Origin of the sequence: Suttonella ornithocola, assembly GCF_001889065.1 — a bacterium.
GTDB lineage: Bacteria > Pseudomonadota > Gammaproteobacteria > Cardiobacteriales > Cardiobacteriaceae > Suttonella_A > Suttonella_A ornithocola.
The window spans coordinates 1-13992 of the sequence record NZ_LWHB01000059.1 but is presented as its reverse complement, the minus strand read 5'-3'; the positions used below and the strand labels follow the sequence as shown (position 1 = coordinate 13992).

Here is a 13992-nt window from a genome sequence, read left to right as displayed (position 1 = left end):
AATGGTTTTTAATCGAGGAAACGGTTCTGAACCTCATTCCATTGACCCACAAATTGCCGAAGGCGTTCCTTCTTCACACATCCAACGCGATCTTTTTGAAGGTTTAGTTGCAGAAGATTCTAAGGGCGAACTTGTTCCCGGTGTTGCAAAAAATTGGGATGTTTCAGATGACGGCAAAACATACACTTTCCATTTACGCGATACAAAATGGTCAGACGGAAGTCCATTTACAGCAGATGATGTTGTCTATGCACTTCAACGTTTAGTTGATCCAGCGGTAGGTTCAACTTACTCTTTTATCATTTATCCAATCGTTAATGCCAAAGCCATTGCTGAAGGTGAAGAAAAAGACCTGAACAAACTTGGAGTGAAAGCAATTGACCCACATACGGTGGAAATTACCTTAAATAGCCCTACTCCCTATTTCCTAGGCTTACTGACTCACTCATCAACCTATCCTGTTCCTAAAGCAGTTGTTGAAAAATATGGAAAAGAGTGGACGCGTAAAGAAAATATCGTTTCTAACGGCCCATTCAAAATGGCAGAATGGGTACCAAATTCTAAAATGACCTTGGTTAAATCCGATAATTATTGGGACAAAGATGCCGTTAAATTAGATAAAGTGGTTTTCTATCCTATTGAAGACCAAAATGCAGAATTGAAGCGTTATCGTGCTGGCGAACTAGATTGGACGTATGAAATTCCAAACGATCAAATCAAATGGTTAAAAGCTAATTTAGCTGATGAATTAAAAATTGAACCCTATCTCGGGGTTTACTATTACGGTTTCAACCTAACCAAAGCACCCTTCAAAGATAATCCCAAACTTCGTGAGGCGCTTTCTTTAGCAATAGATCGTAAAGTGCTAACCGAAAAAGTAACCGGCGCAGGTGAACTTCCAGCTTATAACTTTATTCCACCAGGTGTGCTTCACTATAAAAGCTATGAACCCGAGATTGCGAACTGGTCGCGCGAAAAGCAAATTGAAGAAGCCAAAAAGCTTTATGCGGAAGCAGGCTATTCTAAAGAGCACCCGCTCAAGCTAGAGTTGGTTTATAACACTAGTGAAAATCATAAAAAAATCGCCGTCGCTATTGCCGCAATGTGGAAACAAGTCCTTGGCGTACAAACTGATTTAGTCAATCAAGAATGGAAAGTTTATTTACAAAATCGTCGAGAAAAAAATACACAAGCATTCCGCGCAGGCTGGATTGGCGATTACAACGACCCCTATACTTTCTTAGAACTTTTCCAAAGTAATGCTGGTGGCTTAAATGATCCCGGCTATGCAAATGCTGATTTTGATAAATATGTCGCAGATGCCGCGAATATTCAAGATTTAGATGAGCGTGCTAAAGTTTTACAACAAGCTGAAAAACAATTCGTCAATGATACTGCTGTGATGCCGATTTATCACTATGTTACTAAGCGCTTAGTGAAGCCTTATGTCAAAGGTTATGACATCAACATCATGGATCACTCTCGTTCTAAATATATTACGGTTGAAAAATAAAAGATAGGCGACAATTTGTCGCCTTTTCTTCTTGTAAACAAGGAAAAATTATGCAAAAAAAAATGCTAGTATTTACTTTAATAGCTCTAGTTTCTGCTTCTACTTTTGCAGAAACTGTTCTTCGTCGGGACAATGGCGCTGAGCCTAAAAGTATTGACCCGCAAATCTCAACTGAATCTGCTGGCAGCACAATTATTTATGATATTTTTGAAGGATTAACGAAAACAAATATCGAAGGAAATATTGTTGCTGGCGCTGCTAAAAGTTGGGAAGTTTCTGAAGATGGTAAAACCTATACTTTTCATCTCCGCGATAATGGAAAATGGTCTGATGGTAATCCAGTCACAGCACAAGATTTTGTTTATGCATGGCAACGTGCAGTAAATCCTGCTACCGCAAGTGAATATGCCTTTGTACTTTATCCTGTAGAAAATGCTGAAGCCATTGCTAACGGTGAAGAAAAAGATATTACTAAATTAGGGGTCAAAGCCATTGATGACAAAACTTTTGAAGTTCACCTCAATTATCCTGTTCCTTATTTCTTAGGGCTTACCGCACACTATACGACTTATCCTGTCCCTAAAGCGGCTATTGAAGCGTATGGCGATAAATGGACACAACCCGGCAATTTGATTTCAAATGGTGCCTATCATCTAACCGCTTGGCAACCTCAATCTCAAATCACAGTGAAAAAATCCAACACCTATTGGGATGCTGACAATGTTCAAATAGATAAAGTGATTTATTATCCCATTGAAGACCGCTCAAGTGCGATTAAGCGTTATCGTGCTAATGAAATTGATTATGTCGAATCTGTACCAACCGAGAGCTTAGAATGGGCAAAAAAAGAAATTCCAAATCAATTAAAAATTCATCCTTATTTAGCTACTTACTGGTATGGCTTTAATCTCACTAAGCCACCTTTTAAAGACAACCTTAATTTGCGTAAAGCCTTAACATTGGCGATTGATCGTAAAACTTTAGTTGAAAAAGTAGCTAAAGCTGGGCAAGTCCCTGCTTATGCGGTTGTTCCTCCCAATACAGCTAATAGCGATCCTTATACACCAGAATGGGCAAAACTTGATAGAAAAGCACAAATTGCTGAAGCACAAAAAGCTTATGCAGAGGCCGGTTATTCCAAAGAGAAACCTCTAAAAGTGCAAGTTCTTTATAATACCAATGAAGGGCATAAAAATATTGCGATTGCTGTTTCTGCCATGTGGAAACAAGTTTTAGGCGTTCAAACAGAACTTGTCAATAAAGAATGGAAAGTTGCTATTCAAGATATGCGCCAAAAAAATACCGAAGTTTATCGCTATGCTTGGGTAGGTGATTATAACGACCCAACCACTTTCTTAAATATTTTTCGTGCTTCTTCTGGTGTAAATGACACTGGTTATAATAATCCAGAATATGATGCTTTACTCAATAAAGCTTCTACTATCTTAGATTTGAAAGAGCGTGCTGCTGTACTTAAACAAGCAGAAAAAATCCTCACTGATAATTATGCTATTGCACCAATGTATCACTATGTGAGCGTTAAATTGGTTAAACCTAGAGTGAAAGGCTTTAAAGGCAATATTATGGATGTTTATCCGTCACAATATTTGCGTATTGAATAAATAAAAATAAATTAAGGTACATTCTAAGTGCCTTGGATTGGTTCAAGGCGCTAAAATCCTTCTCCTGGGAGATAAATATCATGAAAAAAATCTTAATAGCTTTAATGTTTTCAACTATATATATCAATAGTTTTGCAGAAACAGTTTTTCGTAAAGGCAATGACTCTGAGCCAGCAACACTTGATCCCGCTTTTGCACAAGGTATGCCAGAAATGCATATTTTGCGTGATCTATTTGTTGGTCTGGTAGATGAAGCAGCAGATGCCTCTCTCATTCCCGGTGTGGCTGAAAGTTGGGATATTTCTGAAGACGGCAAAACCTATACTTTCCATTTACGTCCTGCAAAATGGTCAGATAGTAGTCCTATTCTTGCTGAAGATTTTGTCTATGCTTGGAAACGAGCAGTCAATCCTGAGACAGGTTCAAAATACGCTTTTTTCCTTTATCCTATTGTTAATGCTCAAGCGATTACAGAAGGAAAAGAAAAAAAATCTTGATACCTTAGGCGTTAAAGCACTTGATGACCATACCTTACAAGTCACGCTTAATCACCCTACTCCTTATTTTTTAGGAATGTTAGTTAATGCCGTAACCTATCCTGTGCCAAAAGCCGTTGTAGAAAAATATGGTAAGGAATGGACAAAACCGGAACACATGGTTTCAAATGGTGCTTTTACTCTAAGTGATTGGCAACCCCAAGCACAAGTAACGCTTAGCAAATCATCTACCTATTATGGTGCTGATAAAGTTTCATTAGATAAAGTGATTTATTATCCTACTGAAGAACAAAGCGCTGCTTTTAAGCGTTATCGTGCTGGTGAATTAGATTTCACTTCTGATATTCCCTCAGAGCAGCTTCAGTGGGCAAATGAACATTTGAAAGATGAAGTCAAAATCTCTCCTTATCTTGGCACATTCTATTATGGGTTTAACTTAACCAAACCGCCATTTAAAGATAATCCAAAATTGCGTGAAGCACTTACATTAGCTGTAGATAGAGTACCTATTACAGATAAAATTACAGCAGCTGGAGAAGTTCCAACCACCAGTTTTGTTGTTGAAGGCATAGAACATTACACACCTTATGTTCCTGAATACACTAAATTCAGTAATGAAGAAAGGCTAGCGCGTGCGAAAAAAGCTTATGCTGAAGCCGGTTACTCTAAAGCAAACCCACTAAAAGTAGAGCTGCTATATAACACAAACGAAAATAATAAAAAAATTTCTATCGCGCTTGCAGCCATGTGGAAACAAGCACTTGGCGTAGAAACCAAATTGGTTAACAAAGAATGGAAAAGCTATCTAACAGATCGCCGCAATTATGATACGCAACTTTTCCGTGGTTCATGGATTGGCGACTATAACGATGCTAATACTTTTCTAGATCTATTTGTGACCGGTGGCGGTTCTAATACTGTTGGATTAGATGATCCAAAATACAACCAACTAATTGCTGAAGCAGCTAAAGAAACCAATACTACTAAACGTGCAGAACTTCTTCATCAAGCAGAAAAACGCTTATTAGATAATTATAGCCTTATTCCTATTTATAACTTTGTATCAAAACATATGGTAAAGTCTAATGTGAGTGGATATGTTCCCAATGTTATGGATCATTGGCAAAGTAAATATATCACTATCAACCAATAAGGAGGAGTTAAATGAAAAAATTATTTCCCATATTCATATCACCTATAGTACTCAGTGCTTGCGTGAGCAATCATTCCAATTCTATTGATACCTCTACTAATGCTAAAGCTGACCAAGCCACATTGGCTGTTGATTGGATGCAACAATCAGGAGAATATCGGGCACTCGCTTATCAAGCCTTTAATACGGCTACTTATGCTTTTGATCATGCTAAAGTGAAAAAAGGTAAGAAAAAGGCAGTTTCTGTCGATTTAGATGAAACTATGATTGATAATAGCGCATATGCAGCCTGGCAAATCCTTAACAATCAAGCTTATAACTCTAAAATTTGGACGAAATGGGTAGAAGCCAAACAGGCAAAAGCCATTCCTGGCGCGGTAGATTTTGCTAATCACGTTGTTAAAAATGGTGGAGAAATATTCTATGTATCCAATCGTAAAACAGGAGCGGAATATCAACCAACCATTGAAAACCTAAAAGCACTTGGTTTTCCACATGTTAATGAGAAAACTGTACTATTAAGAGGCGATACTTCGTCTAAGCAAGCTCGTTTTGATCAAATTACCCAACAAGGCTATCAAATAGTTGTCTTTGTTGGAGATAACCTTAATGACTTTGGTAACGAAACTTATCATAAAGATAATGCAGAGCGCCGAGCTTTTGTTGATGCAAATCGTAATGAATTTGGACGTAAATATATTATTCTACCCAATCCCATCTATGGTGGATGGGAGTCTGGCTTAGCTAAAGACTATTCATCGAAATCAACCAGTGAACGTTATCAAATACGCCGCCAAACATTAGAAGCTTGGCAGCACTCCGTTCAATAACTTTTTTCTTATCATTTAGTTGTTATAAATAAAATTTATGGCAACTTTCTTTTTATCCTAATTCTAATTATTGGAGCTTTTATGGAAACTTTAGATAAGCTAACTACTGTTAGTCCACAAATACAAACCAACGAACTTGAAAAGCTTGCCGAATCTGATATCAAACATATTATCTGCCATCGTCCTGATGAAGAAGAAAATGAACAACCAAGCTTTGAAGTTATTGAAAAAGAAGCAGAAAAAGTAGACATCAAAGCTTATCATTTACCCGTTAGAGACGGAGAATTTCCTGAGCAAGCCATCGCAAAAACTGCCGAAATACTTGCTCGTGCGGCTGAACAACAGGAAAAAGTTCACATGTATTGCAGAAGCGGCACTCGCTCAACCATTATTTGGGCAGCAATAGAAGCACAAAAAGGAACCGATTTAGAAAGCATCATTGATACCGCAGCTAACGCTGGTTACGGCATTGGACAATTAAGAGATTTCCTAGCGCAATATCAATCCTAATCTTTTTTATAGCCACGTGATAAATATTATCAACAGATAAAAATTTATTATTAACAATAACATTCCTTTTATCTGAAATTTTTCATCGTAATTATTGAAAAATTTTTATACACTAACATAATGGTAATCTTGCCATTTACTTTAAGGAGATTAAATGGAAATTAATCAGCTTTATAAAGCGCCACAAGCAAACTTACAAAACCGTCTTGAAGACGATTTTCCATCCCCTTTAATGGTGGATTATATTAGAAGCGCTAGCCTTTGGGCGCGTATTATTTCTATTATGTACTTCATTCTACTCGTTATTGCCGTCATCGTGCTTTTTGCTTTTACCATTCAAATGGGGCGACTACACGTCTTTGCAGGCATTATCACTTTCATTATTTGTGCGATTGGTGTTTGGGTTGTTTTCTTACTGGGGCAATCAATGAGTCGTTATGCTAGCCTTTCAAAAAATATGCGCCACGATACGGCTAAATATAGTGACATTGCACAATGTTTTGATTGCATGACGCGTTACACCAAAATTCAGTCATTATTAGTAATTCTGATGACATTATCTGGTGTTATCGCTGCTTTAATTCTTCCTTTTCTACTCATGTAAGGTAATCCCATGCAATCTTTATTAAACGTCTTACCTAAAGCCAAACTCTGGGCGCTCATTTTAGCTATTATCAATGGAATTTCACTGTTATTTACATTGATAGGTTTTTTTGGAACCAGCAGCGGAAGTGAAAAATTTGGTAATTTTTTTTCGCTCATCTTTCAAATACTGTTATTGGTTTTCTTAGTGCTTTATCAAAATGCTTGTGCAAAAGCCATTACATCAAAAGATGAAGAAGATTTAGAAGCGGCTTGTCTTTATCAAAAGCGTTATTTGATGGTGCAAGGAATCAGTTTTGGTCTCCTTCTCGCAGTTTTTGCGCTTGTTTTAATCATAGGCTTATTCAGCGCTATTTTTTAATTTTATGATGCAAGCGTCCGCTATGGTTTCAGCCGAAGTATCGGTTTATACACCGGAAGGAATATCCATTAAAGCAACGCTTGCTAACCCTTTTCAGCGCCTTTGGGCGCTGTTCATTGATATTATTATTATCACCTTAATGCTTGGCTTACTGGCTTGGCTGCAAATCAAATTTTTTCTTTTTTCTTTGCTAGGGCTAGCATTGGCTTTGGCATTTATTTTGATATGGGGCTATTTCTTTTGCTTTGAGGCTTTTTGTAATGGCATGACGCCAGGAAAGTGGTTATTAAAAATCCAAGCTGTTAATGCTGATCTTACACCGCTATCTATCAGATCGGCGATGTGGCGCAATGTCCTACGCTATATTGATTTTTTACCCGGTTGTTTTGGCGTAGGCGCTATATGTATTTTATTTTTCCCACAAACACGACGACTAGGCGATTTAATGGCGGACACTCTTGTCATTATCCGCCAAAAAAATCCCCCCTCTCCAAAGCCTCTAATATATGATGCTCAAACCACACCTCCACCTTGGAAAATTGACTATCAAGGGCAGCTTGCTCTCTCCGAGTTTGCGCGTTTTGCTCCCCACACTTCCTTAGAACGTCTAGCAGAAATGACAGAACCCTTTGCTCCTCTTTTACCGAAACTCTCGCAAGAAGAAAGAGTCAAACGGCTGATAGAAATTGCGGCGTGGTTCGAGCAAGGAGGCATTCGATGAATGAAAAACAATTTATCGAGCAACATTTATCAGATTGGCAATGGTTAAACTTATTTCTCAGTAATCCAAAACCCACTTTAAGCCAAATTAATACCTTTCCAAAGCGCTATCGTCTACTTTGTACCCAACTTGCTACCGCGCAAGCCAATGGTTTTTCTTATGCTTTAATCAATAAACTAAATGATTTAGCCATTCGTGGGCATGCCAAGCTTTATCGCCAGCGTCGTCGATTTAGTACAGTTATAAGCGACTATTTAAGCCTAGACCTACCGCAAACTGTTCGACGAGAATGGCGCTGGATACTCTTAGCTACCCTTTTATTTCTGCTATCTATTTTTATCGGAATGCTTTCTGTATGGTTGAATTGGGGATGGATGGAAGCTTTTTCACTGCATGACAAACTAACTGAACTGTACGAACCTTCCGCCCATGCGCGTATTGGGGAAGCGCGAGAGGGTGCAGATGACGTGACGATGTGGGGATATTATATTTTTAACAATACCGCTATTTCGCTTAAAGCGTTGGCTGGCGGTATTTTAGCAGGACTACTGACGGTTTATATTGTAATCTTTAACGGTATTATGCTTGGTATTTCATTTGCTTTTACCGCAAGTCAAAATTGGTTAATGCCTACCTTTTTTCCCTTTATTATCACGCATGCGGCTTTTGAGCTTAGCGCACTTATTTTTGCCGCTGCCGTTGGATTTGCCTTAGCATCTGCCTTGCTTTTTCCAAAGCGTATGTCCCGAAAAGACAATCTCCAACGCCGAGTCAAAGAACTATTCCCCTTATTACCGGCAGTCATTCTTTTTGACATTATTGCAGCTGCTATTGAGGCATTTTTCTCCCCTCGATTATTACCTATTGTGATAAAACTTAGTGTTGGAATCACTGTTTGGCTATTGCTAATCGCCTATTTTTTATGGATGGGAAGAACGCGCCGTGCCACTCTTAATTAACCCCTATCCTAGAGAAAAATCTGAAATTTTAAGCCTTAGCTTTGCTTTAGGCAGAACCTTCTTTCTACCCATGTGGTTTTGGAGCTTACTATCAGGATTACCTATTTTCCTCCTAACCTTAATCATCTACTATCTAACCCAAAGTTTTTTTTGGGCATTTCTGACACTTGGCTTATTGCGTTTTATCATGGAACGCCCCTGCGTTCTATTATTTAGCCGTTTACTATTTGGAGAAAAAACGCAAATTAAAGCCTTTTTTCAAGACTACATCAAAAGCTTTACCAGAGGCTTTTTCGCTGAACTGACTTTTCGCCAACTCTTTCCTTTAAGCCGAATTGCCCGTAATGCCGTTTTCTTCTTAGAAGAACCAGAGGGAGAAAATAAAAAGCGGCGCTTAAATTACATTACCCAACAAGGAAGCTTAGGATTTGGAACGGTATTCGGTTTTCATATTTTAGAAGCGTGTTTAATCTTTACCGGTATTTATTTTCTGCTCAGCTTTTATCCTAATGCTAATAAAGCACAAACATTTTTATTATTACTTATCAACTATAAAAGCTTCTGGATAATTTTGCTCTTATTGACGTGGCTGATAATGACCATTAGTAATGTCTTTTTAGTCAGCGCAGGCTTTATGACCTATCTAAATCCAAGAATGCGTGATGAAGGTTGGTCAATTGCTTTAAATCTAAAAGCATTAGCAAAGCGCTTATCGCTAGGACTCATTATTAGCTTTTTTGTTTTACAGACATTTTCCATTCCTAGCGTCTCTGCTGCAGAACAACAGGCTCAAGAAAGCGAAAAAGATAAAGCCTATTTAACAACTTTTGTAGATGACCCTAAACTCTCGCCCTTTAAAAAAACCAAAATTAAAGCTACTGAAGCCTCAGAAAATCCTACTTCTCTCTTAAACCACTTAAAAAACGAAAATCTCAATTTAAAAATTGGCGAAATTCTACGGATTATCATCATTGGGCTATGTGTCATTGTTGCACTATTCGGACTTTATCTTCTATGGCGACGACCTCGCATAATGCGCCAAAAAACTTTATCAACCAATCAAAACAGTACTAATACCACCATTGAAATCCTTGCACCTAATGCGCTTATTTCTACAGACGCATTAGAAAAATGGCTTTCTCAATCCCCTACAGAAGCGGTTTCTCAACTTTATCGCCAAAGCTTGCAACATAGCCAAATGGCGCATATCGAACACACAGACCTTGAAACCGAAGTATTAAATAAAATTCGCCAAACCACCCCCGAACATATTCCTTTCTTTACTGCCTTAATTCATGCTTGGCAAAATGCCGCTTATGGCGGTACTCCCCCCACTCCAGACATCTTAAAATCATTGTTCGAACAATATTCGAAAGCGTGGAAAAAATGACAAAAAAGCGCTTAACCTTTCTAATCATTTTTTTATTGCTACTGCTTGCGATTATCGGTGGCTTTTTCTTTTCATCAAAAAGCTCCTATCGTATAGAGCAACAATGGCGTGGGTGGCAAGGAGAAGCCAAAAAGAAAGAAAACTTTCTCGCTAAGAAGCTTTTAGAGCATTATGGTGCGAAAGTTACCCTTCGTCGTCATGCTCGTGAACCTTGGATACTTGAGCCTATTGATACCTTAATTCTCTCGCCAAAAGCTAAACTCTCTAATATACAAGCCAATTCAGTTAAACAATGGGTGATAGCAGGTGGACATCTGGTTCTCAGCGATTATCCAAACAATCCTATTTTTGATATTACCATTTCCGAACAGCCACAAACCAAAGAAGCCAATGCCTATTGGCACTCCTTTACTGCTCATGCACCGAATAATATCTGTGCGCACTTTAGCTACCAAAAAACGGCGCCTATACAAACCATTTCTACCAAAACAGGTTGTCAAGAACTTGCACAATTCTCCGTTGGCACAGGAAAAATCACTGTTTATAACGCCCCTTTTCTTAACAACTTTTCCGATAATAATCCCATGACCATTGGATTAAAAGCGGATAAATCCGATATTCCCATCTTACAGTACGACCATGCAGTCATCTTACGACACCTGATGCAAGATTCAAAAAACATTCTTTGGATACAGTCTACTGCCGCTCCTCCTCCCCAATTACCCTCTTTGCGTTGGATAATATCCATTGCCTTTATCTTACTGACGATAGGTGCCATTTTATGGCGATTTGGTAGCCGCTTTGGTCGGCTTATTCCTTCTGCGTCCACGCCACCAAAAACACAATGGTTACGCCATTTCTACGCAACTGGAAATTACCTCCTTACAAACGGTGCTCGAGAAAAACTGCTTACTGCAAGCCGTACGCGATTAAAGAACCTCCCAACCGTTTATCTAACACCAGCGCAAATACAAAAACGCGAAGCTTTACTCAATTGCTCCGTCAACAACGATATAGAATTTACCCATACCATCGCAGCCATTGAACAACTCCGCATAGAATGTACTAAAAGCACTCAAGGAACCTTATGATGATAACTGATAAACTCACAACCGCTATTTCTGCGGTAAAAAACGCTATCCAAACCGCCGTTATTGGACAACAAACAGCGATAGAGCAAGTCTTAGTGGCACTATTAGCTGGTGGACATGTCTTAATAGAAGGAAGCCCCGGACTAGGGAAAACCTTATTAGTGCAATCCCTTGCAAAAGTTTTCTCCACCAGTTTTAAACGCATACAATTTACGCCAGATTTATTGCCTGCTGATATTACAGGAAGCCTTATCTTTGATGCAAAAGCTGGCGAATTTCGTCTTCACAAAGGTCCCATTTTTACCCATTTACTCCTAGCAGACGAAATCAACCGCGCCCCTGCTAAAACCCAATCCGCGTTGCTAGAAGTCATGCAAGAAAAACAAGTGACCATTGAAGGACAAACTTTGGCTGTCCCTCAGCCCTTTATGGTATTAGCAACCCAAAATCCATTTGAACAAGAAGGCACCTATCGCTTACCAGAAGCACAGCTTGACCGATTTTTACTCTCTATTACCATACCCTATCCTGAGCATAACGAAGAACGACAACTACTCAGCGAAATGCTTAGCCAAACCAACCCAACAATGAGTCGTAGCGAATCCATTTGCTCCCTATTCTCTCCACAGCAATTAGCCGCGCTACAACAAAGCGTGACCCACATTCGCACAGATGAACGCATTATTGATTACGCATTGAGCATTGTCAGACAAACGCGACAATTTGAAGGACTTGCTAGCGGTGCAGGCCCAAGAGCAGGGATGGCACTATTACTTTGCGCCCGCGCATACGCGCTCATCCAAGGTCGTGCTTACGTCTTACCAGAAGACATTAAAACGCTTGCCTTACCCGTTTTACGCCATCGCGTCATACGTTCTGCTGAAGCAGAAATTGAAAATCTCGCAACGGACGATATTCTGACGCAACTCCTCTCTACTATCCCTGCGCCGAGAGAATAAGCATGCTTCCTAGCCATTTTCAGCTGATTATTTGGGGATTATTAAGCATCATCATTGGCTTTCTGATGTTAATTGGCATCCCTATCATGCTTTCTATCGCTCTCATCCTGACTTGGCTTACCTTGCTGATTCTCACCGCCTATCGTTTTAACAAAAAAGCACTGCCCTTAAGCGTTAAACGAGAAGCGGCAAAAGTCGCCGCAGTCGGGCAACCTTATCAAATGATCTTATCCATTCATTCTCATGCCCCTACACCACTAAAACTCTCCTTATATGACCATTTTCCTGATAGCTTTCACAGCCAAGAAATGCCTATTACGCTAAACCTTCAACCAAAAGAACAAGCAAAAATCACCTATACCTTAATACCCGAGCAACGTGGCGATGCGCAATTTTATGGCATTCAAATACAATATAATCAAGGCTTATGGAGACATAATCGTATCATTCCTTGTATCCATGATTTACGCGTCTATCCTCTTTTTCAACATCAAAGCCATATTCCCCTACTCCATCAAAATTTCATTCAAAACTCCCCTATCAGCACTACGCTCTCGCATCATCATGGACAAGAAGAATTTAGTCATTTACGCGACTATCAAATGGGGGATAACTTAAAACATCTCGACTATAAAGCGAGCGCCAGACTTAACAAACTCATTAGCAAAAGCTACCAACATTGCCCTGAGCAACCACTTATCATTGCTTTAGATAGCTCACGAAGAATGCACGGCGAAGCCCTAGAACAAGCACTTGATGCTGCAATGCTGCTCATTCAAACTGCACTAAAACAAGGTGATGCTGTAGGTTTCATCAGCTTTTCAGCGCGTCTAAAACAGTATTTACCCATTGCACGAGGCACAACCCAATATGCACGAATGATGAATACCGCCATCAATCTTCAAGCAGATGATACCCCGCCAGACTATCTTAACTTTGCTCGTCAATTTTACTACTACGAAAAAAAGACTTGCCTACTCATCCTCATTACCACCTTAGAAAGCCAAGATAGCCAAAACCTTAAAGCCGCTATTCGCCTACTCAAGCATCGCTATAAACTTATCCTAATTAGCTTATGTCCGCCCTATTTAGATACCCCTTTACCCATTCATCGAAGTGAGCAAGCGGCACAAGTTGCCGCTAGAGATGACTATGCTAACCATTTCGAGAGTGCACAAAAAATCCTCCGCGCAGAAAAAATCAACTTCATTAGCTGCCAAGCTCGCGCACTTAAAATACCACTTATTAACGCCTATCTACAAAGTAAACGACCCTTATGAGCCTAATTATCTCTACCATTCTGCCCATTATCCTACTACTCATTCTTGGGCATCTCCTTCGCCGATACGAATTTCTGCCAATGGAATTTTTGATATCGGGCGGAATTACCGCCGCTGAAAACCGCTGAGAATTGGGCAGCAGATGGTGCTAGGTAGACCAAGCGGCGATTTGCGCAACACGCTGATAATCGCTGAGCTTTATATGATAATACCAATCCGAGATCTTTATAAAAAACATAAAATAGAGAAATTTCAATTTTTCAAATTTTGAAAATATAGTGCAATCATCTAAAGCCCAACCCAATCCAAAGCAGATAAAAGAATAAAGTATCAATACAATCCATCCGCCATTCTTTGCTATTTGCTTAATCCAAGCCCACATCTTTTCAATGGGATTTAAGTCTGGACTATAAGGGGGTAACCAAACTATCTCATGCCCATGCTCTTCAATGATTGCTTGAATATCACAGCGTTTATGAAAAGCGGCATTGTCCATGACAATT

16 protein-coding genes are annotated in these 13992 nt (G+C 39.3%); 15 read left to right on the top strand and 1 reads right to left on the bottom strand.

Annotated features, from left to right (window positions below):
* The 15 genes from A5N85_RS05020 to A5N85_RS16935 all read left to right on the top strand — a co-directional run.
* Nucleotides 1–1513: peptide ABC transporter substrate-binding protein (locus tag A5N85_RS05020; RefSeq protein WP_072576250.1), on the top strand; the 1513-nt coding region annotated here is incomplete at its 5' end.
* Nucleotides 1514–1563: 50 nt separating this feature from the next.
* A complete protein-coding gene (locus tag A5N85_RS05015) occupies nt 1564–3135 on the top strand; it encodes a peptide ABC transporter substrate-binding protein (protein ID WP_084601644.1) in 1572 nt (523 codons plus the stop codon).
* A gap of 80 nt (nt 3136–3215) precedes the next feature.
* Nucleotides 3216–3632, top strand: a complete 417-nt coding sequence (locus A5N85_RS16445; protein WP_249023927.1) for an ABC transporter substrate-binding protein — start codon at nt 3216–3218, stop codon at nt 3630–3632.
* Nucleotides 3592–4785: a peptide ABC transporter substrate-binding protein gene (locus A5N85_RS05010; RefSeq protein WP_249023926.1), complete on the top strand. Its 1194-nt coding sequence runs from the start codon at nt 3592–3594 to the stop codon at nt 4783–4785. Before A5N85_RS16445 ends, A5N85_RS05010 begins: the two co-directional genes overlap by 41 nt.
* 11 nt (nt 4786–4796) lie before the next feature.
* Nucleotides 4797–5615 (top strand): 5'-nucleotidase, lipoprotein e(P4) family, encoded by an 819-nt coding sequence (locus tag A5N85_RS05005; protein WP_072576249.1) that lies wholly within the window; start codon nt 4797–4799, stop codon nt 5613–5615.
* 81 nt (nt 5616–5696) lie between these two features.
* The gene (locus A5N85_RS05000; RefSeq protein WP_072576248.1) at nt 5697–6125 is read left to right on the top strand and encodes a protein tyrosine phosphatase family protein; all 429 of its coding nucleotides are present in this window, start codon (nt 5697–5699) and stop codon (nt 6123–6125) included.
* A gap of 154 nt (nt 6126–6279) precedes the next feature.
* Entirely contained in the window at nt 6280–6729 is a 450-nt protein-coding gene (locus A5N85_RS04995; RefSeq protein ID WP_072576247.1) for a hypothetical protein, read from the top strand.
* A gap of 9 nt (nt 6730–6738) precedes the next feature.
* Entirely contained in the window at nt 6739–7089 is a 351-nt protein-coding gene (locus A5N85_RS04990) for a hypothetical protein (protein ID WP_072576246.1), read from the top strand.
* A 22-nt stretch (nt 7090–7111) separates the two neighbouring features.
* Complete coding sequence (locus A5N85_RS04985; RefSeq protein ID WP_072576245.1) at nt 7112–7810, top strand: RDD family protein; 699 nt, start codon at nt 7112–7114, stop codon at nt 7808–7810.
* Complete coding sequence (locus tag A5N85_RS04980) at nt 7807–8769, top strand: stage II sporulation protein M (protein ID WP_072576244.1); 963 nt, start codon at nt 7807–7809, stop codon at nt 8767–8769. Before A5N85_RS04985 ends, A5N85_RS04980 begins: the two co-directional genes overlap by 4 nt.
* Nucleotides 8753–10159, top strand: a complete 1407-nt coding sequence (locus A5N85_RS04975) for a DUF4129 domain-containing protein (RefSeq protein WP_072576243.1) — start codon at nt 8753–8755, stop codon at nt 10157–10159. Before A5N85_RS04980 ends, A5N85_RS04975 begins: the two co-directional genes overlap by 17 nt.
* The gene (locus A5N85_RS04970) at nt 10156–11250 is read left to right on the top strand and encodes a DUF4350 domain-containing protein (RefSeq protein ID WP_072576242.1); all 1095 of its coding nucleotides are present in this window, start codon (nt 10156–10158) and stop codon (nt 11248–11250) included. The genes A5N85_RS04975 and A5N85_RS04970 overlap by 4 nt, the downstream gene beginning before the upstream one ends.
* Nucleotides 11247–12209 carry an AAA family ATPase gene (locus tag A5N85_RS04965; RefSeq protein WP_072576241.1) on the top strand — a complete coding sequence of 321 codons (963 nt, stop codon included), beginning with the start codon at nt 11247–11249 and terminating at the stop codon, nt 12207–12209. Before A5N85_RS04970 ends, A5N85_RS04965 begins: the two co-directional genes overlap by 4 nt.
* 2 nt (nt 12210–12211) lie before the next feature.
* Nucleotides 12212–13489 carry a DUF58 domain-containing protein gene (locus tag A5N85_RS04960; RefSeq protein ID WP_072576240.1) on the top strand — a complete coding sequence of 426 codons (1278 nt, stop codon included), beginning with the start codon at nt 12212–12214 and terminating at the stop codon, nt 13487–13489.
* Nucleotides 13486–13617: a hypothetical protein gene (locus A5N85_RS16935; RefSeq protein WP_281268160.1), complete on the top strand. Its 132-nt coding sequence runs from the start codon at nt 13486–13488 to the stop codon at nt 13615–13617. Before A5N85_RS04960 ends, A5N85_RS16935 begins: the two co-directional genes overlap by 4 nt.
* A gap of 20 nt (nt 13618–13637) precedes the next feature.
* Here A5N85_RS16935 and A5N85_RS15025 read toward each other — a convergent pair.
* Nucleotides 13638–13992, bottom strand: a 355-nt coding sequence (locus A5N85_RS15025) for a transposase (RefSeq protein WP_211268076.1), incomplete at its 5' end; no start/stop codon positions are given.

Bases quoted from the DNA above. Each gene is read 5' to 3' on its own strand.
- A5N85_RS04985 (WP_072576245.1), top strand. From the start codon at position 7,112: ATGGTTTCAGCCGAAGTATCGGTTTATACACCGGAAGGAATATCCATT.
- A5N85_RS05015 (WP_084601644.1), top strand. From the start codon at position 1,564: ATGCAAAAAAAAATGCTAGTATTTACTTTAATAGCTCTAGTTTCTGCT.
- A5N85_RS04965 (WP_072576241.1), top strand. From the start codon at position 11,247: ATGATGATAACTGATAAACTCACAACCGCTATTTCTGCGGTAAAAAAC.
- A5N85_RS05005 (WP_072576249.1), top strand. From the start codon at position 4,797: ATGAAAAAATTATTTCCCATATTCATATCACCTATAGTACTCAGTGCT.
- A5N85_RS16935 (WP_281268160.1), top strand. From the start codon at position 13,486: ATGAGCCTAATTATCTCTACCATTCTGCCCATTATCCTACTACTCATT.
- A5N85_RS05000 (WP_072576248.1), top strand. From the start codon at position 5,697: ATGGAAACTTTAGATAAGCTAACTACTGTTAGTCCACAAATACAAACC.
- A5N85_RS04980 (WP_072576244.1), top strand. From the start codon at position 7,807: ATGAATGAAAAACAATTTATCGAGCAACATTTATCAGATTGGCAATGG.
- A5N85_RS04995 (WP_072576247.1), top strand. From the start codon at position 6,280: ATGGAAATTAATCAGCTTTATAAAGCGCCACAAGCAAACTTACAAAAC.
- A5N85_RS05010 (WP_249023926.1), top strand. From the start codon at position 3,592: ATGCTCAAGCGATTACAGAAGGAAAAGAAAAAAAATCTTGATACCTTA.
- A5N85_RS04970 (WP_072576242.1), top strand. From the start codon at position 10,156: ATGACAAAAAAGCGCTTAACCTTTCTAATCATTTTTTTATTGCTACTG.
- A5N85_RS16445 (WP_249023927.1), top strand. From the start codon at position 3,216: ATGAAAAAAATCTTAATAGCTTTAATGTTTTCAACTATATATATCAAT.
- A5N85_RS04960 (WP_072576240.1), top strand. From the start codon at position 12,212: ATGCTTCCTAGCCATTTTCAGCTGATTATTTGGGGATTATTAAGCATC.
- A5N85_RS04990 (WP_072576246.1), top strand. From the start codon at position 6,739: ATGCAATCTTTATTAAACGTCTTACCTAAAGCCAAACTCTGGGCGCTC.